Source organism: Poseidonocella pacifica, assembly GCF_900111875.1.
Lineage (GTDB): Bacteria > Pseudomonadota > Alphaproteobacteria > Rhodobacterales > Rhodobacteraceae > Poseidonocella > Poseidonocella pacifica.
In genome coordinates this window covers 560,125-585,030 of the sequence record NZ_FOJU01000003.1, presented here as the reverse complement: position 1 = coordinate 585,030, position 24,906 = coordinate 560,125, and the positions used below count along the sequence as shown (strand labels likewise).

The window sequence follows — 24,906 nt, the reverse complement described above, 5'->3', positions numbered from 1 at the left end:
AGACATAGGAACTCGTGCTCAGATTCGCAACCCCGTCAGAAGTTCAGCCGCATCCGTGTGAAGCCCGCATCGGTGGGGCCTTCGTGAGAGATGCGGATGCCATCGAGCAGCGGGGCCTGTTCCATTTGCGGCGCGCCGTCGAACCACGCCCGTGCGCCGGGCGGTCCTATCAGGCGCCAAACCGTCTTGGGGCGCGCGACCACACTTTGCCCGTCGATCGCGGTGAGGTGCTCCAGCAACAGATCGCGCATGTCGATCCCCTCGAGCGGTTCCGCTGCCCGAGGCCGCAAGCCGAGCCGACCGATCAGTGATCGGGCGCGGTGGAAGGTCGTCGCCACGATGAACTCATCCGAATCCTCGACCAGACGGCCGGAATGCCGCAAGTCACGCACCCGCCCGCCACGCGCCGGGACGGCAAGATTGATTTCATAGGTCAGCCCGTGGAAGGCATCGAACTGAAAACCCGGCACATCGGAGCGGAAAAGCGGCCCGTGCCGGTCTGGGCGAAGCAAGCTATAGACCGAGGTCGCCTGTTCCATCCAGCGCCGCAGATCCATGGCACCCAGACGCAACAGGATCGGGACATTGGAAAAGGCATAAAGATCCGCCAGGTGCCCCATCCCGATCGGCCCTGCCGGAACGTCGGTGAAGTTAAGCGGGCCGCCTCGGCCCCCGGTACGGAAAGGGCAGACGGCGGAGATAAGCGGCAAGCCTGAGTTTAAAAGGGCACCCGCCCGTGCCCGCACCCCGCGTTGCAGCGCTTCAGAGAGGCAGGTGAGATAGGCGTCGTTCGTGATCAGCGACCAGTGACTGGTCAATCGCTGGCCAAGTGTCGCCACGGGGCGGCGGGCAAAGGCCCGCGTTTCCTTGTGGACGTCCTTGGTCAGATCGAGGATGCGGGTATCTTCGGCAATGGGGGCGGTCGTGGCCCCGTTGGTGATCGGAACGCACCGGCTGCGGTGCCCCTTGATGCGCCACCCGTTGGTTCCGTCAATCTCCAGATCCATCACGGCAAGGTGGCTTCCGCTTTGGCCCGCCATCACCGCAGGCTTGCCGTGGATCGTGCCACGCTCTGGATCGACATGAAGCGATTCCGGGTGATCGGGTCCGGGAAAAACCAGATGCATATGCCCAAGGATCAGCGCGTCGATCTCATCGATACCAGCGAGCGGCACCCCGGCCGCGTCATCGTCGCTGAGCGATGTTGTTCCGCCAATGCCGGTATGAGCGATTGCAATGATGAGATCCGCGCCCGCGGCCTTGAGGCAGGGCACGTGATATTGCGCCGCTTCGAGCATCGGGCGACTTTCCACCGTGGCCGGGCGACCGTTCCGCGAGGGGGGCGACGCCACGGGAGGCGCGAACCCGATCAGGCCGAGCCGCAAGACCCGGTCGCCGGAGGAAATCGGCACGATATGCCATGGCTGGAAAAGCAACTCATCCTCTGAAGGTACGGCACCCCGCCGCGCAAGGACATTGCAACACAGGAATGGAAAATCCGCGCCGCGTGTCGCGCGCTTTAGGAAATCGAGCCCGAAGTCGAAGTCATGGTTGCCAGGCGCTGCAGAAGAATAGCCAAGCGCGTTCATCGCTTCGATGGCCGGGTGCGCGCGCATGTCCGGTTGCGCCGCCAGCATGTCGCCCATCAACCCGCCTTGCAGCGTGTCGCCAGCATCGAGCAGCAGGCAGGGGCCCGCATGGTCGCGCCGTGCATCTTCGATCAGGGTAGCAATACGGCTGAGGCCAATTCCGGGGTTTGGACGATCACGAATGTAATCGAACCCGCGCACATGTGCGTGGGTGTCACAAGTCGCCAACAGGCGCAGTACCCCGGTCCGCTCCATGACGTGGGTCAATGGCACCTCAGCCAGCAAGTAATTCGCATTGCGTCCTCAATCGTTTACGGAGCCCGTCGTCAAGATGATAGCCGACACGGGTTCCGACTTGTTTGGCACGCTCCGGGATTTTTCGGGTGGCGAATAGGGACCTGCTTGTGTCAGGGGTGACGCCAATTGGAGTCTGTCATGGAGACGAAGGATGCGGCGCGAACTGGAGGTAACCCTTGGGGGGTCCGGGCTTGACCGGGCTGTCGATTGGCGCGGCAACGTCGACGAAATCACGAATGCCGATACGACGAATGTAATCCTGTTCTGGCGCGGGGAAGTGTTGATCGACGCTGAGGGAAACCTTGTTCGACTTGCTCCGAACGACGGCTTTCTGTCGCACGCCGGTCCGCCTGTGCTTCTGGCGCGCACGGAAGAGGGCGCCGCGATCCTAGCTCGCGCGCTGCCCGCAGCAGAAGATGTCATTGCGCCGGATGGCACGAGATTCGCCGATATCCGACAGGTGATGGCCCAGTTGTCGCGCCAAGATGGCGAGCTTGCCGCGATGGCGCGCGGGCTTCTTGAATGGCATCAGGCGCATAGGTTTTGTGCGCGTTGCGGATCACCCAGTGATATGATCGAGGGCGGCTGGCAGAGACAGTGCCCAGCCTGCGGCGCTCGGCATTTCCCGCGCACCGATCCGGTTGTGATCGTACTGGCTACGTCGGGGCAGGAGGTGTTGCTGGGCCGCGCGCCGGGTTGGCCCGAGGGGATGTTTTCGCTTTTGGCGGGATATGTCGAGCCGGGCGAGACGATCGAGGCTGCGGCGCGGCGCGAGGTTTTCGAGGAGGTCGGGGTAGAGCTCGGGCCGGTATCGTATCTGGCGAGCCAGCCTTGGCCCTTTCCTGCGTCCTTGATGCTCGGCTGTCGCGCTGAGGCCCGGAGCCGCGAATTCACGCTTGATCCCGTGGAGATCGAAGCGGCCCGCTGGGTCGGGCGCGCGGAACTTCTCGATGCCTTTGCGGGGCGTCACGCGGAACTTCTTCCGGCGCGGCCGGGTTCCATTGCCCATATCCTGATGCGCGAGTGGCTTGCCGACCGGCTTGATTGACGCCAAAGGGTGGGACAAGAGGACAGCCCATGAAATTCACCGCCAGTCAAGATATCTCGGCACCGATTGACGTCGTTTTTGGGCGTGTGTCCGATTTCGACTTCATGGAGCGCTTGGCGCTTCGCCGCGGCATCGACGTCGCCCGGCATGACATGTCCGCCGCGCCGCGTGCCGGAATGCGGTGGACCATGGGGTTCGTTCTGCGTGGTCGGCGGCGCAAGGTCGAGGTTGAGATGGTGGGATATGAGCCTCCCCACAAGCTGCGCTTCAAAGCGGTGGGCGAGGGGGCGGAGGGAGATCTGGCCGTGGACATCGTGGCGCTTGCCCGGGAACGGACCCGGTTGGCTTTGGCGCTGCAGGTCAAGCCGCGGAGCCTGAACGCGCGCATTGCGGTACAGGCGTTGCAGTTGTCTCGGGGGCGTTACAAGCGGCGGTTGTTGAAAAGGCTGGCCACATTGGCCAGCCAGATCGAAGCGGATTACATCGCGCGAAGCTGAACTTGGCTCAGGCTGCGGAGGCTGGGCGGCGGAATCCCGGCTCGATGCCGTGCAATTCCTCTGCTTGGCTCTGGATCGCTTGATTGAGTTCGGTCGCCCGGTCGGCTTGCTTGACGATGGCATCGAGAAAGCTGCGCATCCGCCCGTTGACTTGATCGAGCCCCTCGTGCCGTTCGGTCATCCTTTCCCCTTCGATCTTGCAGAGGATGGTGGACATCTGCAGCGAGGACATGATGCGTTTGAGGTCATGAACCGCGACGCCCAGGTCATATGTCGCGCCCTCGACGCTCCGAGCGAGATCGGTCGCTTTCCCGCGAATGCTGGTTCCGACACTCTGAAGTGCCGTGGCTTCGGCTTCGGGATCGACGCCTTGTGCCGCATCGGCATCCATTCCCGCGCAGTCGAGTTGCGCCTCTTCGAGGAGCAGGGCGGCGCAGAACAGCGTCCGGGCTTCGACGAGGCTTTTCCACATGTTCTGGAACGCGTCATTGCGATCCCCGGAGAAATCGGTGAGCCAGCTTGCGAGACGACGGGAGAGGGCCTGAAAATCCTCGGAAATGCGGGTGATCGGTCCGCCTTCCGGCTCCAGCCGAGATGCGATGATGCGCACATTCATCGGAATGGTCTGGATTCCGTTGAGAGCGCCGCGCATTTCATCGACCTGTTTGCGCAGATCGTTCGAAAGTCGTGCCATCTGATCGAAGCGGGTGAGGAAAGGCTCGGGCTTGCGACCCATCGCGGTGCGGCGCGCGGCAATTTCGGTGCTCAGCGCTTCGGACATGAAAGTCTCGTAGCTGTAGTAATCTAGCGCCTGCACCCCGGCGACAAGGGCTTCACCGGAAGGGGATTCGGCGCCATCGGCTGCTTCGCCTTCAAGCAGTTCGGAATAGAGCTTTTCGACCTTCTCGAGCGCTGGGGAGACCGGGGGAACCTGAACCGAGACGAAACCGTCATCCACCGGCACAAACAGTGCCAGCACCCAGAAGCGATTTCCGTCGGCGGTACGGTTGCACATATATGCGCTGGTGACGCGGCCTTCGGACAACTCTTGCCAAACCTGCGCGAAGACACCTTTGGGGGTTGCCTGATGGCGCAGCAGATCGTGGGAGGCACCGATCAGGTTGCCCCAGTCGTGACCGGAAAATTCCTGAAATTGAGCGTTGATCGCCTGTATCTTTGCCGCCTTGTCCGTACGGGAAAAGAAGATCGACTGAGGAGCGGGCTTTGCCGCTCGGCGGTTGTGGTGGGAAAGGTCCGTCGCGCTGGTCATAGGGGCTCCTGGGGTCGCGGGGCGGGGCATCGCCCCATTCATAACCGGCCGCGCCTAGTGTCACGGCACCTCCCAAAGGCCTACGTGCGCAACCCCAAACAACGGGTTAACGCAGGTCCGGAACCCGTCTATTTCCGCCTTGGATCTGCCGGGTAAACGCCCAGAATTTCAATCATCTCCGTAAAGAATCCAAGCTCTTCGAAGGCCAGAGCGACATTGCGATCCTCGGGATGCCCTTCGATTTCCGCGTAGAACTGAGTCGCGGTAAACCGACCGTCGAGCATATAGCTCTCCAGCTTGGTCATGTTGATTCCGTTTGTCGCGAATCCCCCGAGGGCCTTGTAGAGCGCGGCGGGAATATTCCGGACGCGGAACACGAAGCTTGTCACCATATCTTCGGCGCGGCGCGAATGATCCGCTTGCCGGCTCATGACGATGAAACGCGTGGTGTTGAGTTCATGATCCTCGATATGACGCGCAAGAACGTCGAGCCCGAAGATTTCCCCCGCAAGCTCAGAGGCAAAGGCGGCTTCGGTGGGGTCGGCCATTTCGGCGACAGTGCGCGCGGCGGCAGCATTGTCGGACCACGCAAGCGTCCGCAGATCGTGCGTCTTGATGAACTCCCGTGCTTGTCCCAGAAGGATCGCCATCGACCGCACACGCTTGATCTGATCCAGAGTCGCGCCTTTTACCGCCAGCAGATTCACATGCACCCGCACATAGGCTTCGTCGATGATATGGAGGCCCGATGCGGGCAACAGGTGGTGCACATCGGCCACGCGCCCATAGGTCGAATTATCAACCGGGATCATGCCCAATTCGGCATCCCCTGAACGAACGGCCTCAATCGCATCTTCGAACGTGGGGCAAGGGAGCGGCTCATAACCAGGGCGCGCTTCGCGGCAGGCCTGATGCGAATATGCGCCCGGTTCACCCTGAAAGGCGATGCGTTTGCTCATGGGCATTGCTCCCAACTTTCCTCAAAAGGTCGATTGGTCGCGGTAGCTACACCTTGCAGAACGGCGGGGGAAGCGGATAGATAGCCCGCAACGACGATTAGCTAGGCAACCGAATATGTTTGACACAATGACAATGACCAAGGCCGTCGGCGCATTCTGCGGGGCCTTTCTTGTGTTCCTGCTCGGCAAGTGGGCTGCGGAAGAACTCTACCACGTTGGTGGCGGCCACGGTGAGGAACACGCTCAAGGCTATGTGATCGAGACCGGCGCCGAGGAGGCTGAGCCGGAACAAGAGGTCGATTTCGCCGAACTTCTGGCAAATGCGGATGCCGGCTCCGGCGAACGTGTGTTTGGCAAGTGCCGCGCCTGTCACAAGCTCGAAGATGGCGCGAACGCGGTCGGTCCGCACCTTTACGGTGTTGTCGGACGCGAGGTCGCCTCTGTCGATGGGTTCAACTATTCCGGCGCGTTGGCGGAATCGCCTGCCGATGTCTGGTCGCCCGAGAACTTGCAGGCGTTCCTCGAGAACCCCAAGGGATATGCGCCCGGCACGGCCATGAGCTTCAATGGCTTGCCCAAGGTCGAAGATCGGGCCAACGTCATCGCCTATCTGGAAACGATCGGCGGCTGATCACCTTCTTGAAATCCTATCGTTGTAAGACCCCCGGTTTTTCCGGGGGTTTTTCGTTTGGTGGGTTTCGATTCTCGGCTACGGGCGCGTCACGGCACGCTCACGCAATCTCAACTTGAATGTTGGCCGCGACGACCTCTACCTTACCGGGAGCAAGGAACGGCGTAGCGTTCGATCCCACAAGAGGAGCAGTATCATGCGCAACCGCAAAGAGCCCCGGTCAGCCACCCGACCATCCCCGCGATGGCACTTGGGGGTCGCGGCCATTGCGGTACTGCTGGGCCAACCTGCGCTCGCGCAAGAGACCGTGACGACGACGCATGCCTATAACTACTTCGGGGAGCCTAAATACGGCCCCGATTTCAAGCGCTTGGAATATGTGAATGCGGACGCGCCCAAGGGTGGAGAGATTTCCATCTGGGCTCCCGGCACGTTCGACAGTTTCAATCCCTATACGATCAAGGGCCGATCCGGGGCGCTTGCCTCCATCGGGACGGAAGATCTGCTGACCACCACGGCCGATGACATCACGTCGCTCTACTGCTTGCTGTGCGAGACGATGGAGTACCCCGAAAGCCTTGATTGGGTAGTTTTCAACTTGCGCCCAGAGGCGGAATTTTCAGACGGCACACCGATCTCGGCGGAGGATATCAAGTTCTCCTATGACATTCTGATGGATCAGGGGCTGCCTTCTTTCCGGGCGGCGTTTGGATCCATCATCAACACGGTCGAAGTGCTCGGGCCTCAACGGATCAAGTTCACCTTCAACGAGGATGCGCCGCGTCGCGATGTGATCGGGCTTGCCGGGGCGATGCCGGCATTCTCCAAGGAATGGTATGAGGAAACGGGCGCCCGGCTGGATGAAACACGGCTTGACCCCGGTCTGACATCCGGACCCTATCAGCTTGAGAGCTATGACATAAACCAGCGCATCGTATACAAGCGGAACCCCGATTACTGGGGGAATTCTCTTCCCATCAATATCGGCCGCAACAACTTTGATACGATACGGGTCGAATATTTCGGCGATGCTTCCGCGTCATTCGAGGGGTTCAAGGCAGGGGCCTATACGTTCCGGGTGGAGAACTCTTCGCGCCAATGGGCCACGGGCTATGACATCCCGGCAATCGAAGCGGGGCATATCGTCAAGGCTGAACTGAACGACGGTACCATGGCGACAGGACAGAGTTTCGTCTTCAACCTGCGCCGCGAAAAGTTTCAGGACCCGCGTGTGCGGGAGGCCATAGCGCTGATGTTCAATTTCGAATGGTCGAACGAAGCCCTGTTTTATGGGCTCTATGAGCGGATAAATTCCTTGTGGGAAAACAGTGACATGGCGGCCGATGGCATCCCGTCCGACGCCGAGAAGGCATTGCTGCAGCCGCTGGTCGATGAGGGCCTGCTGGAGGCGTCGATCCTCACCGATGAGGCCGTCATGGCCCCCACGTCGAGCGACCGGCAGCTTGACCGCCGCAACCTGCGCCGAGCCTCCCAACTTTTGGAGGAGGCCGGCTGGATCGTCGGTCAGGACGGGCTGCGCCGCAAGGATGGCCGTACGCTTGAGGTCGAGTTTCTCGAAGACAGTCCCACCTTTGACCGCGTGATCAATCCCTATGTGGCCAACCTTCGCCAGCTTGGCGTGGATGCCCGCCTGTCTCGCGTGGATCCGGCGCAAGCCACCGACCGCACCCGCAACTTCGATTTCGACATGACCACGCACCAGATGCCCATGTCCTACGAGCCGGGTTCGGGGCTGAAGCAGTACTTCGGCTCCGAGGCGGTCAACGAATCTCCTCGCAATGCGATGGGGATTGCTGATCCCGCCGTCGACCGGCTGATCGATACGGTGATCCGTGCCGATACCCAGGAAGAAATGACGGTGGCGGTCAGGGCGCTGGACCGGGTTTTGCGCGCCAAGCGCTTCTGGGTGCCGCAGTGGTACAAGGATACGCATACCGTCGCTTACTACGACATGTACGAACACCCCGACCCACTTCCGCCATTTGCGCGCGGAGAGCTTGATTTCTGGTGGTATAACGCCGAAAAGGCCGAAAAGCTGCGCGCGGCTGGCGCGCTGAAATAGACCGGCAAGGCAGGCATGGGCGCATATATCCTACGGCGACTGCTGCTGATCATCCCCACATTGATCGGCATCATGGTCATCAACTTCGTGCTGACGCAATTCGTCCCCGGCGGGCCGATTGAGCAGATCATCGCCCAGATTGAGGGCGGCGGAGACGTCTTCGAGGGGATCGCGGGCACCGGGGGAGAGACCTTCGACAACGCGGGGGCGGAGGATTATGCCGGTGCGCGGGGTCTGCCGCCTGAGTTCATTGCGGAGTTGGAGAAAGAGTTCGGTTTCGACAAGCCCCCGATCGAGCGGTTCTTCTCCATGATGTGGAACTACATGCGGCTCGACTTCGGAGAGAGCTACTTCCGTTCCATCGGCGTCATGGAACTGGTGCTCGAAAAGCTTCCCGTATCGGTAACGCTTGGCCTTTGGTCCACTGTGATCGCCTATGTGATTTCGATTCCTCTCGGGATACGCAAGGCCGTTCGGGATGGAACGTCCTTTGATACCTGGACCTCCGCGCTCATCATCGTGGCCTATGCGATCCCCGGGTTTCTCTTTGCCATTCTTCTCATCGTTCTGTTTGCGGGTGGTTCCTATTGGCAGATATTCCCGCTTCGGGGCCTCACCTCTGACAACTGGGAGAGCCTGAGCCTTTTGGGCAAGATGGGGGATTACCTGTGGCACATCACCCTGCCGGTACTGGCCTCCACCATTGCGGCTTTCGCGGGCCTGACGATGCTGACCAAGAACAGCTTCCTCGACGAGATCAAGAAACAATACGTGATGACGGCCCGCGCCAAGGGCCTGACGGAGCATCGCGTGCTCTATGGCCACGTGTTTCGTAACGCCATGCTGATCGTTATTGCGGGCCTTCCCGCCACCTTCATCTCCGTCTTCTTCGGCGGCTCGCTCATCATCGAGACGTTGTTTTCGCTGGATGGGCTTGGGCGGCTGGGTTTTGAGGCCGCGGTGGCGCGGGATTATCCGGTCATCTTCGGTACGCTCTTCGTCTTCGGCCTTATCGGCCTTGTGATGGGGATCGTGTCGGACCTGATGTATGTCCTTGTCGATCCGCGGATCGACTTTGAAAAGCGGGAGGGCTGATATGGCGCTTTCCCCTCTCAATCAACGCCGCTGGCGCAACTTCAAACGCAACCGTCGGGCCTTTTGGTCGCTGATCATCTTCTCGATCCTGTTCGGTCTCTCGCTCTTTGCCGAGTTCATCGCCAACGACAAACCAATCGTCGTGAAATACGAGGACGGCTATTATTTCCCGATCTTCAAGTTTTACCCCGAGACGGCCTTCGGCGGTGATTTCAAGACCGAAGCCATCTATCGCGATATCGAGGTGAAATGCCTTGTGGCCTCCCAAGGCTCGGAACTTTGTTGGGATGATCCGGAAGCCACCATAGAAGACGCGCAGGACGGCGAGATCGAGGGGGAGGCGATAGCCCGTGGCTGGATGATCTGGCCGCCCATTCCCTATAGTTTTGACACCCCGAACGACATTGGCCGTGCGGCACCGTCCCCGCCCGATGGTGACCATCTCCTTGGCACCGATGACACGACGCGCGACGTGCTCGCACGGGTGATCTACGGTTTCCGCCTGTCGATCCTGTTTACCATCATCGTCACCACCTTGAGCACCCTGATCGGAGTTCTGGCTGGCGCTATACAGGGCTATTTCGGAGGGTGGGTCGATCTGATCTTTCAGCGCATCATCGAGATATGGTCATCAACACCGTCGCTCTACATCATCATCATTCTCTTCGCGATCCTTGGGCGGAGCTTCTGGTTGTTGGTGTTCCTCACTGTGCTGTTCGGCTGGACGGCGCTTGTGGGCGTGGTGCGCGCCGAGTTCCTTCGCGCTCGAAACCTTGAGTATGTGCGGGCGGCCAAGGCCTTGGGCGTTTCCAACTACACGATCATGTTTCGCCACATGCTCCCCAACGCGATGGTCGCCACTGTTACCATGCTTCCCTTCATCATCACGGGCACCATCGCGACGCTGGCCTCGCTCGACTTCCTCGGGTTCGGCTTGCCGTCCTCGGCCCCCTCGCTGGGCGAGTTGACCCTGCAGGCAAAGCAGAACCTTCAGGCGCCGTGGCTTGGCTTCACGGCCTTCTTCACATTCGCCATCATGCTGTCGCTGCTCGTGTTTATCTTCGAGGGCGTGCGCGATGCCTTTGATCCGCGCAAGACCTTCTCGGGCGGCGGTGGGGCCAAGCAGGAAGCCGGTGGGCCCACGGCCGAAGACTTGCGCCAGCGTAGCGCGGAGCAAAAGCCATGAGCCCGATCCTTACCGTGCGCGATCTGCGCGTCCGCTTCGAGCAGGACGGCGCTACAACGGAGGCCGTCAAGGGCGTGTCCTTTGATGTGGGACGGGGCGAGACTGTGGCTTTGGTGGGGGAATCCGGCTCCGGGAAGTCGGTGACCGCGCTCAGCACCGTGCAACTTTTGGGGGATAGCGCCAAGGTTTCCGGCTCTATCACCTATGAGGGGCAGGAGATGGTCGGCGCTTCGGAGGCTCGTCTGCGCAAGGTACGCGGCAACGACATCTCCTTTATCTTTCAGGAGCCGATGACCTCGTTGAACCCGCTGCATACGCTGGAAAAGCAGTTGGCAGAGTCAATAGAACTCCATCAGGGGCTGAAAGGCTCCGCGATCCGCGCCAAGATCCTAGACCTTCTGCACAAGGTCGGTATCCGTGATCCCGAAAGCCGGCTCGATGCCTATCCGCACCAACTTTCTGGGGGACAGCGTCAGCGGGTGATGATCGCCATGGCGCTCGCCAACGGTCCCGATCTGCTTATCGCTGACGAGCCGACGACAGCGCTGGATGTTACGATTCAGGCCCAGATCCTCGACCTTCTCGCAGAGTTGAAGGACGCCGAAGGAATGGGCCTTCTTTTCATCACTCATGACCTTGGGATCGTGCGCCGGATTGCCGATCGCGTCTGTGTCATGAAGGATGGCGAGATTGTCGAAAGCGGGCCGACCGAGGATATCTTTGCCAAGCCCCAGCATCCCTATACGCAGATGCTCCTGTCTGCTGAGGCCACTGGTACACCTGGCCCGGTGCCCGAAAACGCCCCGGTAATCGCCGAAACCAAAGACCTGAAAGTGTGGTTTCCGATTCAGCGAGGCTTTCTCAAGCGCACTGTCGGACATGTGAAAGCGGTCAATCCGTCCTCCATCTCGGTTCGGGCGGGCGAGACCCTCGGCATTGTCGGAGAATCCGGATCGGGCAAGACGACCATGGCTCTCGCAATGATGCGTCTTATCGCATCGGAGGGGCAGATCACCTTCATGGGGGAGGACGTCAATCGCTGGTCCACGCGCGAGCTGAGGCGAAATCGGCGTGCCATGCAGATCGTTTTTCAGGATCCCTTCGGCTCGCTTTCCCCGCGAATGACCTGTGAACAGATCATTGCCGAGGGGCTTGGCGTGCATGCCGTGGCATCCGACCGAAGCCGACACGACCTCGTGGCCGAAGTGATGACGGAGGTCGGGCTCAATCCCGCCACGATGCACCGCTATCCACATGAATTTTCTGGGGGACAGCGGCAGCGTATCGCGATTGCCCGCGCCATGATCTTGCGGCCCAAGCTGCTTGTCCTTGATGAGCCGACTTCGGCGCTCGACATGACTGTGCAGGTACAGATTGTCGATTTGCTCCGTGATCTGCAGGCAAAGTATGACCTTGCCTATCTTTTCATCAGCCACGATCTGAAGGTTGTGCGCGCGCTTGCGCACAAGGTGCTCGTGATGAAGCAGGGCGATGTTGTTGAGACCGGTAGCACCGAGGATATCTTTGCCCGGCCTCAGACAGAATACACCCGCACGCTCATGGCGGCTGCGTTCGGCTCCCCGAGCGCAGTGCTCTGACACCTCACACCGCTGAGGAGTGGCCCGCCCGCGCAAGTTCGTAGGCGTCAAACCCATGCGCGATCATCCGGGTCAATGGGCGGCCCTCCGGCAGAATTTCGAATCCCTCGTCTCGGGCAAGGGTAACGCCCGGAAACCTTGAAGCGACAGATTTGAATTCTGCCCTGAGCCATGCAGGATCCGCGCCCAACGCCTTCATTTTTTCCATGTCGATCCGAAAGTCGCACATCACCGCCTCGATCATCGCAGCGCGAAGTCGATCCTCCCGGGACAGCGCGTGCCCGCGACTGGTGCTGAAACGGCCCTCGCGGATCGCGGCCATATGCGCTGCGGTCGCAGCAGCGTTCTGAGTGTAGCCTTGCGGAAAGCGAGAAATGGCGGAGGCACCGACGCCTATCAAATGCTCGGCAGCATCATCGGTATAGCCCTGAAAATTTCGCCGCAGTCGACCCGTTCGCTGGGCTATTTCGAGTCCGTCACCCTTCATCGCGAAATGGTCGATGCCGATTTCGGCATACCCGTCCCACAGAAAGAGCCGCCGCGCGGTCTCAAACAGGTTCAACCGCTCCTCAGGTGTTGGCAGGGCGGACGTGGGGATGAGTTGCTGTCGTTTCGCCATCCATGGAACATGTGCATAGCCATAGAGCGCGACGCGGTCCGGTCCAAGCGACAGCAGGCGTTGAACCGACTCCGTCATGCGCGCTCGGGTTTGATGCGGCAGGCCATAGAGGATGTCGGCATTCAGACTGGCCACCCCGGCGGTGCGCAGAAGTGTGATTGCGTCCCGCGTGACCTCATAGCTTTGGGAGCGTCCGATGGCCGCTTGTATGGTCGGATCGAAGTCCTGAACGCCAACGGATGCGCGGGTCATGCCCGCCGCCATCAAGGCGGCAATGCGAAAGCCATCAATCTCATTGGGATCGATTTCCACGGAAAACTCGCCATACCCAGCCAATGGCGCGACCGCAAAGATGCTGCGCGCCAAATCGCGGATCATCACAGGAGATAGCAACGTTGGCGTGCCGCCGCCCCAGTGCAAGCGGGAAAGACGCACTCCCGCAGGCAGGATTTCGGCAAGATGGGCAAGTTCCGCCTTGAGCACTTCGAGATAGGCGATCACCGGCGCGTCGGTTTGCGTACCTTGGGTTCGGCAGGCGCAGAACCAGCACAGCCGCCGGCAAAAGGGGATATGCACATAGAGCGAGATCTCCGCCCCCTCGGGGATGGCTTTGATCCAATCGCAGTGCGTTCCGCCGTTTACGTTGCCCGTAAACTGCGGCGCGGTGGGGTAACTCGTATAACGCGGGACTTTTGCGTCAAAGAGACCCATTGTTGCCAGATGTTCAGTGTTCGACATACAGGGTATCTATTAGCCAAGCCTAAGGTCGGCCTTGACCCAGATCAAACGAGAGTGTGGCCATGCATAAACTGAAGACCCCCGAGCTTCATGTGGAATGCTCCGCCTGTCCGATCCGACATCGCGCGGTATGCTCCCGCTGCGAATCCGACGAGCTTTCTCAGCTTGAGGAAATCAAGTATTACCGCAACTTCCAGGCCGGGCAGACTGTCGTCTGGAGCGATGATCCGATGGATTTCGTAGGTTCCGTGGTGTCGGGTGTCGCGACATTGTCCCAGACAATGGAGGACGGGCGGACGCAAATGGTCGGCCTTCTTCTGCCGTCGGATTTTGTCGGAAGGCCCGGCCGACGTGGGGCAGCGTATGATGTGACCGCGACCAGTGATCTGGTAATGTGCTGTTTTCGCAAGAAACCGTTCGAAAAGCTGATGACTGAAACTCCGCATATCGCTCAGCGGTTGTTGGAGATGACGCTGGATGAACTGGACGCTGCGCGCGAATGGATGGTTGTGCTGGGGCGGAAAACAGCGCGGGAGAAAATCGCATCCCTGCTCTCGATCATTGCGCGCCGCTATGCCGTTCTCGAAGATCGTCAAAGTGCCCGCAGTGCCAGTTTCGACCTGCCGCTGACCCGAGAGGCGATGGCCGACTATCTTGGATTGACCCTCGAAACAGTCAGCCGCCAGATGAGCGCCCTCAAGCGGGACGGAACGATCATCCTTGAGGGCAAGCGGGGAATAGTCGTGCGCGACATGTCCCGCCTGATCGAAGAGGCAGGAGATGATTCTGACGGCGGTTTTCTCGTCTGAGGGTCAGGTTCCCTCAAAGATGGTGTTGAAGCCGCCCCATACCATTCGCTTCCCATCAAAGGGCATGTCCATGGATTCCTGAAACCGCGAGTCGGTTTCCATCGCTGCCCAGCACTTGCCGGCGGTTTCCTCGTCCGGCCAAAGTATCCATGAAAACACGACCTTCTCATTCGGCTCGCGTTTGACGGCCAGCGGAAAAGACGTGACTTCGCCGTCGGGCACCGTTGCCTCCCAGCATTCGGTCATCGAAATAGCGCCATATTCCTTGAAGAGCGGCCAGAACTTTTTCGCGCTTGCGATATAGGCGTCTTTCTTTTCTTCAGGGACCGGGGCGAGAAACCCAGAGACATGGGGCATGGAAACATCCTCCTGCAACCTTGCCGTCGCAGCTTACTCCATTTTCCGCAAGATTCGCAGTCGGTTTATCGCCTCAGTAGGCGGGGCAGGCCCGAGGCTAACGGATCTGCGGGGCCTAATGTGCCATGAAAACGGGCATAGGCGCCTCTTCGAGCATCGTCCGCGTCGCGCCGCCGAGAATGGCTTCGCGAAAGCGTGAGTGGCCATAGGCCCCGATCACCACCATCTCCGCGTCCATATCAACCGCCCGCTGGATCAGAACATCCGCTATCCTCGGCATGGTCCGCGCCAGGACGTCGATTTCACAGCGGATACCGTGGCGCGCCAGGAACTGCGATAGAAGACCGCCGGGGTCCGACCGCTCCGGGCCATGCCGGGGGGGATCGATGACGGCGATCGTCGCCTGACCGGCGCTCTTGAGCATGGGCAAAGCGGCGCGAACCGCGCTCAGCGCTTCACGGCTTTCATCCCAGCCGATGAGAATCCGCCGCGGGGCGACAATCGGCGCGCCACTTTCCGGGACGACCATTACCGGGCATTGCCCCTGAAATAGTGCCGATTCGATGAGCGCCTCTGCTTCGCCCTCTGCTCGTCCTCCTTGGGGCTGCGACATCACGGCGAGGTCGGAAAACCGGGCGCGGCCCGCGACGGGGCGGACCATATCAGAGACATTCGCCACGGCGGTATCGCTGGACCAGCGCAAAGCCGCGCCGCGCAGACGTTCATCGACCTTGACGCTCAATGCCTCGGCATCTTCCGTCGCCTTCTTGATCGCATCCTGCAGGATCAGGGCATTCGCCCCGACATCGTAGTAACCGCTTTGGATCCGGTCGAGGCCGATACAAAGGACCTCCAGGTGCGCATCCCATTGACCGGCCAACGCCTCTGCCTGCGCGATGGTGCGTTCCAGCGCGCTCTCATGAGCCAATGCGGAGAAGATTGTCTTGTAGGCCATCGGAACCTCCCTGATTGCACGTCTCTGACCCTAGGGTCGCCCGCGGAGCCTCACCTTGACCCTGATCAAACCGTGGGGCGCCGATGCTTGACCCAGATCAAGGTAGGGGCCGCCGCGATCGTTCAGAACCTCCCCCAGACTTTCCGCCCACCCGCGGCAGACGGGGGGCGTCCAAGCCGAAGGGACAGATCATGTCGAACTACGTCAAACTCATCGCGCTGGGTCTTGTGACCCTCGCGGCGATGATCGCGGCAAATTACGGGCGCGACCTCGCCTATTCGGTCCATGCGATCATCATCATGCTGGTTGCTGGCGGGCTTTTCCTGCGCACCCTGCGCCGCATTGATGAGCCAGTGCCGGTGGCTGAGACCGGCTACATGGATGGTCCCGTAAGAGCAGGCGTGATCGCAACCGCCTTCTGGGGGGTCGCGGGGTTTCTCGTCGGAACCTTCATCGCGTTTCAACTCGCTTTTCCGGCGCTCAACTTCGAGTGGGCCGAAGGTTATGCGAACTTCGGCCGCCTGCGTCCGCTACACACGTCGGCGGTGATCTTCGCCTTCGGGGGCAACGCGCTTATCGCGACGTCGTTCTACATTGTGCAGCGCACCTCGGCCGTGCGTCTCTTCGGCGGCAACCTCGGCTGGTTCGTTTTCTGGGGGTACAACCTCTTTATCGTTCTTGCGGCCACCGGCTACCTTCTCGGGGCAACCCAATCCAAGGAATATGCCGAACCCGAATGGTACGTGGATATCTGGCTCACCATCGTCTGGGTGGCCTATTTGATCGCCTTCCTCGGTACGATCATGACCCGGCGCGAACGCCATATCTATGTAGCCAACTGGTTCTTCCTCGCATTCATCGTGACCGTGGCGATGCTGCATATCGTCAACAACCTCTCGCTACCGGTGTCGATCTTCGGCTCCAAGTCGGTGCAGGTTTTTTCCGGCGTGCAGGATGCGATGACCCAGTGGTGGTATGGGCACAACGCCGTTGGGTTCTTTCTGACAGCCGGCTTCCTGGGGATGATGTACTACTTCATCCCGAAACAGGCCGAGCGTCCGGTCTATTCCTACAAGCTGTCGATCATCCACTTCTGGGCGCTGATCTTTCTCTATATCTGGGCGGGACCGCACCATTTGCACTATACCGCGCTGCCTGACTGGGCCTCGACGCTGGGCATGGTGTTCTCAATCATCCTCTGGATGCCCTCCTGGGGCGGCATGATCAACGGGCTGATGACCCTCTCGGGTGCCTGGGACAAGCTGCGCACCGACCCGGTCCTGCGGATGCTTGTGATCTCCGTCGGCTTCTACGGGATGAGCACGTTCGAAGGACCGATGATGTCGATCCGCGCCGTCAACTCGCTCAGCCACTACACCGACTGGACCATCGGCCATGTGCATTCCGGTGCGCTCGGATGGAACGGCATGATCACCTTTGGCGCGCTCTATTTCCTCGTGCCCAAACTCTGGAACCGGGAGCGGCTCTATTCGCTGTCTCTCGTTTCCTGGCACTTCTGGCTCGCGACCATCGGTATCGTTCTTTACGCGGCGTCGATGTGGGTCACCGGTATCATGGAAGGCCTGATGTGGCGCGAAGTGGATGCCAATGGTTTCCTTGTGAATTCCTTCGCCGACACGGTGGCCGCCAAGTTCCCGATGTATGTCGTGCGCGGTCTGGGTGGGGTGCTGTTCCTCGTGGGGGCGCTCATCATGTGCTACAATCTCTGGATGACTGCGATACGTGTGCCTGAAAAGGTCGCATCCGCCGCAGCCGTCCCGGCCGAATAAGGAGGCTTGGGCCCATGGCAATTCTCGACAAGCACAAGTTCATCGAGACCAACGCAACGCTTCTGTTGGTTCTGTCCTTTCTCGTGGTCACCATTGGCGGCATCGTCCAGATCGCACCGCTGTTCTGGCTGGAGAACACCATCGAGGATGTGGAGGGCATGCGCCCCTACACGCCGCTCGAACTGGCCGGGCGAGATATCTATATCCGCGAAGGCTGCTATGTGTGCCATTCCCAAATGATCCGTCCCATGCGGGACGAGGTGGAGCGTTATGGTCACTACTCGCTCGCCGCGGAATCCAAGTACGATCATCCGTTCCAGTGGGGGTCCAAGCGGACGGGTCCGGATATTGCCCGCGTTGGCCTGCGCTACTCGGACGAATGGCATGTCGACCATCTGCGCGATCCGCAAAGCGTCGTGCCTGAATCCGTCATGCCGAAATACGGCTTTCTGGAAGCGCGTCTCATCGATGCGACGCATATCGAGGATCTCTTGGCGACACACCGGATCGTCGGCGTGCCGTATAGCGACGAGCAGATCGAGTCCGCCTATGCCGACTTCAAGGCCCAGGCCGATCCCGACAGCGACTATGACGGGTTGCTGGATCGCTATGGCGAGGCCGTTCAGGTGCGCAATTTCGATGGCGCGCCGGGCATTTCAGAGGCCGATGCCCTCATCGCCTATCTTCAGATGCTTGGCACCCTCGTCGATTTCTCAACCTTCACCCCAGACGCCAGCCGTTAGGAGGCCGCAATGCACACCTATTCCCTGCTCCGCGAATTCGCCGACAGCTGGATGCTGCTCCTGCTGTTCACGGTCTTCGTCAGTGTGATCCTCTGGGTCTTTCGTCCCGGAGCCCGCAAAACCCATCAGGATACCGCCGCGATCCCCTTCCGGCACGATGATCGCCCTGCCTCGGAGGATCGGACATGAAAAAACGGGATGTCGAGACAACCGGCCATGAATGGGACGGGATCGAAGAACTCAACAACCCGCTGCCGCGATGGTGGCTTTGGGTCTTCTACGCGACGATTGTGTGGGGTATCGGATACACCATCGCCTATCCCGCTTGGCCCGGCATCCGGTCGGCCACGGCGGGGGTGATGGGGTGGTCCACGCGCGCCAATATCGCCGAAGACATCGCTGCTGCAACAGCCGCGAACGCCGAAATCACGGCGCGGCTAGCGGAAACCCCGTTGACGGAGATCGCTGCAGATCCTGTGCTCGACGGTTTCGCCCGCAATTCCGGTGGCGCGGTTTTCCGCACTTGGTGCGCGCAATGCCATGGGTCGGGTGCGGCCGGTGCAAAGGGCTATCCCAACCTGCTGGATGACGAGTGGCTTTGGGGTGGGTCGATCGAGGCGATCCACGAGTCGATCCAGCATGGCATACGGAATGACCAATCCGACATGGCGCGCTATTCGGAAATGCCTGCTTTCGGCGAGATCCTCGAAGACGACGAAATCGATCAGGTGGTCAACTATGTCATGTCACTCTCGGGCGAGCCTCGCGAGGCAGATCTCGTGGCGGCAGGTGGCGATGTCTTCGCCGACAACTGCTCTGCCTGTCATGGCGCGGCAGGCGAGGGCGATCAGTCTCTTGGTGCGCCCAACCTCAGCAATGCTGTGTGGCTCTATGGTGGTGATTATGAGACCATCCGTCATACGGTCGAATATTCCCGCTACGGGGTCATGCCCGCTTGGCAAGATCGCTTGAGCGATGCAGAGATCGCCGCGGTCGCGACCTATGTCCATGGCCTTGGCGGCGGCGAGTAGCGGTGCGAACACGAGGCGCCGCCCCTACCCGCGACTACGGACAGGGGCGGCGCGATATCACGCTATGCGCCGGTGCGGGGGCCGGTTCTCCAGACCGATACGGACAAAACCCGCCGGACCCAGATCCTGTGAGCCTCGGTTTGCTCCGGTCGCGGCTCAGTGCGCAAAGGCTGGTCCGTGCGTGTCGCTGTCCGGAAAGTGTTGGCAAAGATTCCCATCATCGGTTCGTCTCCTGCAATCCCGTTTATGCTTTCATACTGGGGCGAATGGAGGCACCATGCGAGTCAGCGATTTTTTCGAGGTGTAAGGTAAACTAGCAAGTGAACTGGCGGGACATGCCTTCCCTTTCGGCTTTACGGGCGCTGGCAGTGTTTGCAGAGACGGGCTCTATGACCGCTGCGGGCAATGCGCTCAACGTCAGCCATGCCGCTGTTTCTCAGCAACTCAGGGCTCTTGAATCGCGTCTCGGCGTGTCCTTGCTGTGCCGGGCCGGGCGCGGAACGGTGATGACGCCCGAAGGAGCGCGGCTCGCGCAATCCGCACGCGACGGTTTCAACCTCATGGCGCGTGAGCTTGATGCTCTGACCGGAGCCGACGCGGTCCGCGCGTTACAGATATCGACTTCTCCGACCTTTGCCGCTCTCTGGCTCATGCCGCGCTTGCCGCGGTTCAGCGCCCGAGCGCCGCACCTCGATGTCATGCTGAACCCGACACCCGCGCTTGTCTCGCTCGAACCGGGGGGAATTGACGTGGCCATTCGCTATGGCGACGGAAACTGGCCGGGTCATGATGTGGTGCCGCTCATTCAGTCCCCGCTCGTGGTCGTGGCGGCACCATCGCTCGTGGGTGAGGGGCCCGTCGATGGTGCCCAGGCCCTTTTGCGCCACCCGTGGCTTGAAGAGTACGGGACAAACGAGTCGACGGATTGGCTGCGTCGCAGGGGCGTGATGGATCGGCCGGGCGGCATGCTTCAGGTGCCCGGAAACCTGCTGATCGACGGGGCGCGGACGGGGCAGGGGATCGCCGTTACCGTGCGCTGCTTTGTCGAGGAGGATATCGCCTCGGGTCGGTTGAGGCTGCTGTTCTCCGAAGATGGCTCCAAGGGGTATTTCATCCTGACGCGGCCCGGGGTGCAACGTGCGCCCGTCCGTGAATTCCTCCGCTGGCTTGCGTGCGAAAAGCTCCGTCCGGAGACCTGAAGACTGCCGCGATGGCGCGGCCGCTGCGCCTTATCCGCGTTTCTATGACAATTGCACCGCAAAAGCCGGTTCTTGATTCAAGTCAAGGAGCGAACCCTCGCAGTCTGTCAGAAGATGCCAAAGACCCAAAGGCGCGCAGTTCACACCCATGGCCACCACAACCCCCGACCAGCCCGATCTTTATGCCCCGCGCGAGCCGATCTTTCCGCGCCGCGTCTCTGGCCGCTTTCGCAACCTCAAGTGGGTGCTGATGGCGATTACGCTTGGGATCTATTACATCACGCCCTGGATTCGATGGGACAGGGGGCCGAACCTTCCGGATCAGGCCGTGCTTGTTGACCTCGCGGGTCGGCGCTTCTTCTTCTTCTGGATCGAGATATGGCCGCATGAATTCTATTTCGTCGCGGGCCTTCTTATCATGGCGGGGTTGGGTCTGTTCCTATTTACCTCGGCGTTGGGCCGTGTGTGGTGCGGTTATGCCTGTCCCCAAACCGTCTGGACTGACCTGTTCATTCTGGTGGAGCGGTGGGTAGAAGGGGACCGCAACGCACGGCTGCGTCTCCATCGGCAATCCAAGTGGACCTTGCGCAAAGCACGGCTGCGCCTGACGAAATGGGTCTTGTGGCTTCTCATCGGGTTGGCCACCGGTGGGGCATGGGTGTTCTACTTCACGGATGCGCCCACGCTTCTGCGTGACCTTTTCACGCTACAGGCGCATTCCGCCGCCTATATCACCATGGCGATTCTTACACTGACGACCTTCGCCTTTGGGGGCTTCGCTCGGGAACAGATCTGTATCTACGCATGCCCATGGCCCCGGATTCAGGCGGCTATGATGGATGAGGATACGATCACGGTCGCTTACCGCGACTGGCGCGGGGAGCCGCGCGGCAAGCATCGCAAGGTTTCGGAAGAAGGCTTGGGCGATTGTATCGATTGCATGGCTTGCGTGAACGTTTGTCCAATGGGGATAGACATCCGCGATGGCCAGCAACTCGAATGCATCACCTGCGCCTTGTGTATCGACGCCTGTGATGACGTCATGACCAAGATCGGCAAACCGCGCGGATTGATCGACTACCTCGCGTTATCCGACGAACCGGCGGAGCGGGCGGGCAAAGCGCCAACCCCGATCTGGCGGCACATTCTTCGGCCGCGGACCATGATCTATACCGCGCTTTGGGGGCTGGTCGGCCTTGGCTTGGTCTTTGCGCTCTTCATCCGTGCGGACATCGAATTGACCGTCGCTCCGGTACGCAATCCCACGTTCATCACCATGTCTGACGGGACGGTGCGCAATGTCTACGACATCCGTTTGCGCAACAAACAGGGGGATGCGCGCCCGTTTCACGTCACGGTTACCGGTGATCCTGCCTTGCGCATCGTGCTTGAGGGCGCCTCCGACGCAACTGTCACGGTTGGCCCGGATAGCACCCGTCTTCAGCGCGTTTATGTCGACGCACCCGCGACCTCCGCCCCGGCGCAGGCGGAACGCAGCGAGATCCGGTTCTGGGTCGAGGATCTAAGCAACGCCGAACGCGCTTCTGAGGCGTCGGTGTTCAACGGAAGGGATAATCGATGAACACGTTCGAACTCAGGGGGTGGCACGTTCTGACGCTCTTCATCGGGGCCTTCGGGATCATCATCGGGGTGAACCTCGTACTTGCCTTCAGCGCGGTGCGGACCTTCCCCGGCCTCGAAGTGCGCAATTCCTATGTCGCCTCCCAGAGCTTTGATCAACGCCGTGCCTCACAAGAGGCGCTCGGATGGCAGGTGCGCGCGGAAGCGACGGCAGGAGAAGTGGTGCTTTTCATTCAGGACGCCGAAGGAGCCCCCGTAGACGTTCGTAATCTGGATGCCTCGATAGGCCGCGCAACCCATGTGAAGGAGGATATCAGCCCTGTCTTCACTTTCTCTGAGGGGGCGTTCCGCGCGCCGCTAACGTTGCGGCCCGGCAATTGGAACATTCGCATGACCGCTTCTGCGCCGGATGGAACAGTCTTCACTCAGCGCGTCATTCTGGACGTGCACTAGGCCATGGCCAGCGTGATTTCGGCATGTCCGGCTTGCGCGGCCGCCCCCGCCGCCGAAAGCCTTGCCAAACCGGCGGAAACCGCCTCCGTGCAACTCTCCCTGCCGGGGATACATTGCGTGAACTGCATCGCCGGCGTTGAACGGGTTCTCACTAAGTATCCCGGCGTCCGCACTGCCCGCGTGAATCTGTCGTTGAAGCGCGCGAGTGTCGAGGCAGAGGAGGAGGTGCGTCCGGGCGATCTCATCATGGCGCTTCGGGAAGCGGGCTATGAAGCGCATGAGCTGGATGCGGGGGCCTTCAGTGCCACCGAAACGGATCGTGCGGGCCGGGATTTGCTGATGCGTCTCGCCGTGGCGGGCTTTGCGTCGATGAATGTCATGTTGCTGTCTGTCGCGGTCTGGTCGGGGGCGACCGATGCCACGAGGGATCTGTTTCATTGGGTTTCGGCCGCGATAACCCTCCCGGCAATCGCCTTCTCCGCAAAACCGTTTTTCGCCAATGCCTATGCCGCGCTTCGGGTTCGCCGCCTCAACATGGATGTTCCGATCACGCTTGCGATTTTGCTGGCGGTCGCAACATCGCTTTGGGAAACTGCGCTTTCGGGAGAACATGCCTATTTCGACGCTGCCATCGCGCTGACCTTCTTTCTTTTGGCCGGGCGCTATCTCGACCACCGCGCGAGAGCCGCGGCGCGGTCGGCTGCCGAAGAGCTGACGGCGTTGGAGGTGCCCCGCGTCCTGTTGCTACGCGGCGAAGTGGAAGAGGAGGTCCCCCTTGCATCAGTCGCCGTCGGCGATTTGGTGCGGGTACGCCCCGGCGGGCGGATTCCGGTCGATGGGATCGTGGTCGAGGGGCGCTCCGAACTTGATCGCAGTTTTCTGACGGGGGAAACGCTGCCTCAACCTGTCGCGGCGGATGGAGTCGTCACCTCGGGCGAAGTCAACCTGACGGGCCCGTTGATCGTGCGGGCTACAGCCGTGGGGCGCGATACCGCGCTGCACCGCATCGCCGATCTCGTCGCCCTCGCCGAGTCTGGCCGTGCGCAGTACACTCCGCTCGCTGACAGGGCCGCAAAGCTCTATGCGCCGGGGGTTCATATCCTCGCGGCGCTTGCGTTTGCGGGTTGGTTCGTCGCGACGCAGGATGCGCGGGTTGCCATCAACATTGCCGCTGCGGTCTTGATCATCACGTGTCCCTGCGCTCTTGGCCTTGCTGTGCCCGCAGTGACAACCGCCGCCTCCGGGCGCCTCTTTCGTCGAGGGCTTTTGCTAAAGCACCCCACGGCATTGGAGCGACTCTCCGAAATTGATACGGTGGCTTTCGACAAGACCGGAACGCTGACGACGGGCCAGTTCCGACTTCTCAACCGCGAGAAGATACCAAAGCAGCAGGCCGCAATCGCACGCTCCTTGGCCGGAGCCTCTGACCACCCGCTGGCCCAAGCGCTCTCGGCGGCGCTGGATGACAAGGGGGTAGGTGCGGCGGTCGTGACCGACATAAGCGAAGTTCCCGGATGCGGGGTTGAGGGGATGTGGAAGGGCCAACCCGTGCGGTTGGGGCGCGGTGATTGGCTCGGTGCTCCGGCCAGCAGGGAGACTGCGAGCTGGCTTCGAGTAGGCGAAGACCCCCCCGTGGAATTTGCCTTCACCGACAGCCTCCGCCCGGGGGCCGAGAAGCTGGTCCACACTTTTCAGGAAAGAGGTTTGGCGGTTCTTCTGCTATCAGGCGATGGGTCCACCGTCACACGGCGCATCGCCGAGGAGGTCGGGATAGCAGATTGGGCAGCAGGGCAGAGCCCCCAGCAAAAGGCGGCTCGGATTTCCGGCTTGGCTTCCGAAGGTCGCAAGGTGCTTTTCGTGGGGGATGGATTGAACGACACAGCCGCGCTCGCTTCGGCGCATGTCGCGATTTCTCCGGCGTCAGCGCTCGACGCGGCGCGCGCGGCATCCGACATTGTCCTGCTCGGGACGGATCTCTCGCCTATCGCCGATGCGCATCGCACATCCCGGGTCGCGACCGAACGCATTCGGCAGAACTTCCGCCTCGCGACGCTTTACAACGTGCTGGCCGTACCGCTGGCGGTGGCTGGCTTTGCGACCCCGTTGATCGCGGCGCTCGCCATGTCCGCCAGTTCCATAACGGTGTCGCTCAATGCGCTGAGGCTCGGGGGGCGGACATGAACGTACTCGTCCTGCTGATCCCCATTTCGCTTTGCCTCGGCGCTGCAGGGCTGGTTGCGTTTCTCTACACCCTCCGCGCACGTCAGTACGATGATCTCGAAGGCGATGCGTGGCGCGTGCTGTCTGATGATTGGGAAGACGGTCCAAAACCAAAAGACCGGAGCGATGGCCCCGGTCCCTCCGTTTAACATCCTGTC

23 protein-coding genes are annotated in these 24,906 nt (G+C 60.8%); 17 read left to right on the top strand and 6 right to left on the bottom strand.

Going from position 1 to position 24,906, the window contains the following annotated elements; all coding sequences use genetic code 11:
- Positions 1-35 precede the first annotated feature (35 nt).
- The gene (locus BM234_RS11420) at positions 36-1,856 is read right to left on the bottom strand and encodes a 5'-nucleotidase C-terminal domain-containing protein (RefSeq protein WP_217645969.1); all 1,821 of its coding nucleotides are present in this window, start codon (positions 1,854-1,856) and stop codon (positions 36-38) included.
- A 181-nt stretch (positions 1,857-2,037) separates the two neighbouring features.
- Between BM234_RS11420 and nudC the strand changes: the two genes are divergently transcribed.
- Both nudC and BM234_RS11410 read left to right on the top strand, forming a co-directional pair.
- Positions 2,038-2,934, top strand: coding sequence for an NAD(+) diphosphatase (gene nudC, locus BM234_RS11415; RefSeq protein WP_092064825.1), 897 nt, complete (start codon positions 2,038-2,040; stop codon positions 2,932-2,934).
- A 29-nt stretch (positions 2,935-2,963) separates the two neighbouring features.
- Positions 2,964-3,431 carry an SRPBCC family protein gene (locus tag BM234_RS11410; protein WP_092064822.1) on the top strand — a complete coding sequence of 156 codons (468 nt, stop codon included), beginning with the start codon at positions 2,964-2,966 and terminating at the stop codon, positions 3,429-3,431.
- A gap of 7 nt (positions 3,432-3,438) precedes the next feature.
- On the opposite strand, the gene BM234_RS11405 is transcribed toward BM234_RS11410, so the two are convergent.
- Together BM234_RS11405 and BM234_RS11400 are read right to left on the bottom strand one after the other, a co-directional pair.
- On the bottom strand, positions 3,439-4,701 hold the full coding sequence (locus BM234_RS11405; RefSeq protein ID WP_092064819.1) for a PAS domain-containing protein: 1,263 nt from the start codon (positions 4,699-4,701) through the stop codon (positions 3,439-3,441).
- A 128-nt stretch (positions 4,702-4,829) separates the two neighbouring features.
- Positions 4,830-5,660, bottom strand: a complete 831-nt coding sequence (locus tag BM234_RS11400; RefSeq protein ID WP_092065235.1) for a prephenate dehydratase — start codon at positions 5,658-5,660, stop codon at positions 4,830-4,832.
- A 115-nt stretch (positions 5,661-5,775) separates the two neighbouring features.
- Here BM234_RS11400 and BM234_RS11395 point away from each other — a divergent pair, with 115 nt between their 5' ends.
- The 5 genes from BM234_RS11395 to BM234_RS11375 all read left to right on the top strand — a co-directional run bounded on the left by BM234_RS11395 (position 5,776) and on the right by BM234_RS11375 (position 12,253).
- The gene (locus BM234_RS11395) at positions 5,776-6,291 is read left to right on the top strand and encodes a c-type cytochrome (protein ID WP_092064816.1); all 516 of its coding nucleotides are present in this window, start codon (positions 5,776-5,778) and stop codon (positions 6,289-6,291) included.
- 196 nt (positions 6,292-6,487) lie between these two features.
- The gene (locus BM234_RS11390; RefSeq protein WP_092064813.1) at positions 6,488-8,374 is read left to right on the top strand and encodes an extracellular solute-binding protein; all 1,887 of its coding nucleotides are present in this window, start codon (positions 6,488-6,490) and stop codon (positions 8,372-8,374) included.
- 15 nt (positions 8,375-8,389) lie between these two features.
- On the top strand, positions 8,390-9,469 hold the full coding sequence (locus tag BM234_RS11385) for a microcin C ABC transporter permease YejB (RefSeq protein WP_092064810.1): 1,080 nt from the start codon (positions 8,390-8,392) through the stop codon (positions 9,467-9,469).
- Between the two features lies 1 nt (position 9,470).
- Complete coding sequence (locus BM234_RS11380; protein WP_092064807.1) at positions 9,471-10,655, top strand: ABC transporter permease; 1,185 nt, start codon at positions 9,471-9,473, stop codon at positions 10,653-10,655.
- Positions 10,652-12,253 carry an ABC transporter ATP-binding protein gene (locus BM234_RS11375; RefSeq protein WP_092064804.1) on the top strand — a complete coding sequence of 534 codons (1,602 nt, stop codon included), beginning with the start codon at positions 10,652-10,654 and terminating at the stop codon, positions 12,251-12,253. The genes BM234_RS11380 and BM234_RS11375 overlap by 4 nt, the downstream gene beginning before the upstream one ends.
- Before the next feature lie 4 nt (positions 12,254-12,257).
- Here the strand turns inward: BM234_RS11375 and hemN are convergent, their stop codons facing one another.
- Positions 12,258-13,610: an oxygen-independent coproporphyrinogen III oxidase gene (hemN, locus tag BM234_RS11370; protein WP_245752599.1), complete on the bottom strand. Its 1,353-nt coding sequence runs from the start codon at positions 13,608-13,610 to the stop codon at positions 12,258-12,260.
- Between the two features lie 62 nt (positions 13,611-13,672).
- On the opposite strand from hemN, the gene fnrL reads away from it, so the two are divergent.
- A complete protein-coding gene (fnrL, locus tag BM234_RS11365; protein ID WP_092064801.1) occupies positions 13,673-14,419 on the top strand; it encodes a transcriptional regulator FnrL in 747 nt (248 codons plus the stop codon).
- A gap of 3 nt (positions 14,420-14,422) precedes the next feature.
- Here fnrL and BM234_RS11360 read toward each other — a convergent pair whose 3' ends face one another.
- Together BM234_RS11360 and BM234_RS11355 are read right to left on the bottom strand one after the other, a co-directional pair.
- Entirely contained in the window at positions 14,423-14,776 is a 354-nt protein-coding gene (locus BM234_RS11360) for a DUF1428 domain-containing protein (protein WP_092064798.1), read from the bottom strand.
- Between the two features lie 115 nt (positions 14,777-14,891).
- On the bottom strand, positions 14,892-15,731 hold the full coding sequence (locus BM234_RS11355; protein WP_092064796.1) for a universal stress protein: 840 nt from the start codon (positions 15,729-15,731) through the stop codon (positions 14,892-14,894).
- Between the two features lie 191 nt (positions 15,732-15,922).
- On the opposite strand from BM234_RS11355, the gene ccoN reads away from it, so the two are divergent.
- The 9 genes from ccoN to ccoS all read left to right on the top strand — a co-directional run bounded on the left by ccoN (position 15,923) and on the right by ccoS (position 24,897).
- Entirely contained in the window at positions 15,923-17,521 is a 1,599-nt protein-coding gene (ccoN, locus tag BM234_RS11350; protein ID WP_092064793.1) for a cytochrome-c oxidase, cbb3-type subunit I, read from the top strand.
- 14 nt (positions 17,522-17,535) lie between these two features.
- Entirely contained in the window at positions 17,536-18,264 is a 729-nt protein-coding gene (ccoO, locus tag BM234_RS11345) for a cytochrome-c oxidase, cbb3-type subunit II (protein WP_092064791.1), read from the top strand.
- Between the two features lie 9 nt (positions 18,265-18,273).
- The gene (locus tag BM234_RS11340; RefSeq protein ID WP_092064788.1) at positions 18,274-18,453 is read left to right on the top strand and encodes a cbb3-type cytochrome c oxidase subunit 3; all 180 of its coding nucleotides are present in this window, start codon (positions 18,274-18,276) and stop codon (positions 18,451-18,453) included.
- Positions 18,450-19,295: a cytochrome-c oxidase, cbb3-type subunit III gene (ccoP, locus tag BM234_RS11335; protein ID WP_092064785.1), complete on the top strand. Its 846-nt coding sequence runs from the start codon at positions 18,450-18,452 to the stop codon at positions 19,293-19,295. The genes BM234_RS11340 and ccoP overlap by 4 nt, the downstream gene beginning before the upstream one ends.
- 335 nt (positions 19,296-19,630) lie before the next feature.
- Positions 19,631-20,494 carry a LysR family transcriptional regulator gene (locus BM234_RS11330; RefSeq protein WP_342714678.1) on the top strand — a complete coding sequence of 288 codons (864 nt, stop codon included), beginning with the start codon at positions 19,631-19,633 and terminating at the stop codon, positions 20,492-20,494.
- Between the two features lie 148 nt (positions 20,495-20,642).
- The gene (gene ccoG, locus BM234_RS11325; RefSeq protein ID WP_092064779.1) at positions 20,643-22,076 is read left to right on the top strand and encodes a cytochrome c oxidase accessory protein CcoG; all 1,434 of its coding nucleotides are present in this window, start codon (positions 20,643-20,645) and stop codon (positions 22,074-22,076) included.
- Positions 22,073-22,528 carry a FixH family protein gene (locus tag BM234_RS11320; RefSeq protein WP_092064776.1) on the top strand — a complete coding sequence of 152 codons (456 nt, stop codon included), beginning with the start codon at positions 22,073-22,075 and terminating at the stop codon, positions 22,526-22,528. Before ccoG ends, BM234_RS11320 begins: the two co-directional genes overlap by 4 nt.
- Positions 22,529-22,531: 3 nt before the next feature.
- Positions 22,532-24,709, top strand: coding sequence for a heavy metal translocating P-type ATPase (locus BM234_RS11315; protein WP_092064773.1), 2,178 nt, complete (start codon positions 22,532-22,534; stop codon positions 24,707-24,709).
- Positions 24,706-24,897, top strand: a complete 192-nt coding sequence (gene ccoS / locus BM234_RS11310) for a cbb3-type cytochrome oxidase assembly protein CcoS (protein WP_092064770.1) — start codon at positions 24,706-24,708, stop codon at positions 24,895-24,897. The genes BM234_RS11315 and ccoS overlap by 4 nt, the downstream gene beginning before the upstream one ends.
- Positions 24,898-24,906: the final 9 nt, after the last annotated feature.

What these genes read in the sequence shown, in the direction of transcription:
- nudC (WP_092064825.1), top strand. Translation starts at nt 2,038, where the DNA reads ATGCGGCGCGAACTGGAGGTAACCCTTGGGGGGTCCGGGCTTGACCGG.
- BM234_RS11410 (WP_092064822.1), top strand. Translation starts at nt 2,964, where the DNA reads ATGAAATTCACCGCCAGTCAAGATATCTCGGCACCGATTGACGTCGTT.
- BM234_RS11405 (WP_092064819.1), bottom strand. Translation starts at nt 4,701, where the DNA reads ATGACCAGCGCGACGGACCTTTCCCACCACAACCGCCGAGCGGCAAAG.
- BM234_RS11400 (WP_092065235.1), bottom strand. Translation starts at nt 5,660, where the DNA reads ATGAGCAAACGCATCGCCTTTCAGGGTGAACCGGGCGCATATTCGCAT.
- BM234_RS11395 (WP_092064816.1), top strand. Translation starts at nt 5,776, where the DNA reads ATGTTTGACACAATGACAATGACCAAGGCCGTCGGCGCATTCTGCGGG.
- BM234_RS11390 (WP_092064813.1), top strand. Translation starts at nt 6,488, where the DNA reads ATGCGCAACCGCAAAGAGCCCCGGTCAGCCACCCGACCATCCCCGCGA.
- BM234_RS11385 (WP_092064810.1), top strand. Translation starts at nt 8,390, where the DNA reads ATGGGCGCATATATCCTACGGCGACTGCTGCTGATCATCCCCACATTG.
- BM234_RS11380 (WP_092064807.1), top strand. Translation starts at nt 9,471, where the DNA reads ATGGCGCTTTCCCCTCTCAATCAACGCCGCTGGCGCAACTTCAAACGC.
- BM234_RS11375 (WP_092064804.1), top strand. Translation starts at nt 10,652, where the DNA reads ATGAGCCCGATCCTTACCGTGCGCGATCTGCGCGTCCGCTTCGAGCAG.
- hemN (WP_245752599.1), bottom strand. Translation starts at nt 13,610, where the DNA reads ATGTCGAACACTGAACATCTGGCAACAATGGGTCTCTTTGACGCAAAA.
- fnrL (WP_092064801.1), top strand. Translation starts at nt 13,673, where the DNA reads ATGCATAAACTGAAGACCCCCGAGCTTCATGTGGAATGCTCCGCCTGT.
- BM234_RS11360 (WP_092064798.1), bottom strand. Translation starts at nt 14,776, where the DNA reads ATGCCCCATGTCTCTGGGTTTCTCGCCCCGGTCCCTGAAGAAAAGAAA.
- BM234_RS11355 (WP_092064796.1), bottom strand. Translation starts at nt 15,731, where the DNA reads ATGGCCTACAAGACAATCTTCTCCGCATTGGCTCATGAGAGCGCGCTG.
- ccoN (WP_092064793.1), top strand. Translation starts at nt 15,923, where the DNA reads ATGTCGAACTACGTCAAACTCATCGCGCTGGGTCTTGTGACCCTCGCG.
- ccoO (WP_092064791.1), top strand. Translation starts at nt 17,536, where the DNA reads ATGGCAATTCTCGACAAGCACAAGTTCATCGAGACCAACGCAACGCTT.
- BM234_RS11340 (WP_092064788.1), top strand. Translation starts at nt 18,274, where the DNA reads ATGCACACCTATTCCCTGCTCCGCGAATTCGCCGACAGCTGGATGCTG.
- ccoP (WP_092064785.1), top strand. Translation starts at nt 18,450, where the DNA reads ATGAAAAAACGGGATGTCGAGACAACCGGCCATGAATGGGACGGGATC.
- BM234_RS11330 (WP_342714678.1), top strand. Translation starts at nt 19,631, where the DNA reads ATGCCTTCCCTTTCGGCTTTACGGGCGCTGGCAGTGTTTGCAGAGACG.
- ccoG (WP_092064779.1), top strand. Translation starts at nt 20,643, where the DNA reads ATGGCCACCACAACCCCCGACCAGCCCGATCTTTATGCCCCGCGCGAG.
- BM234_RS11320 (WP_092064776.1), top strand. Translation starts at nt 22,073, where the DNA reads ATGAACACGTTCGAACTCAGGGGGTGGCACGTTCTGACGCTCTTCATC.
- BM234_RS11315 (WP_092064773.1), top strand. Translation starts at nt 22,532, where the DNA reads ATGGCCAGCGTGATTTCGGCATGTCCGGCTTGCGCGGCCGCCCCCGCC.
- ccoS (WP_092064770.1), top strand. Translation starts at nt 24,706, where the DNA reads ATGAACGTACTCGTCCTGCTGATCCCCATTTCGCTTTGCCTCGGCGCT.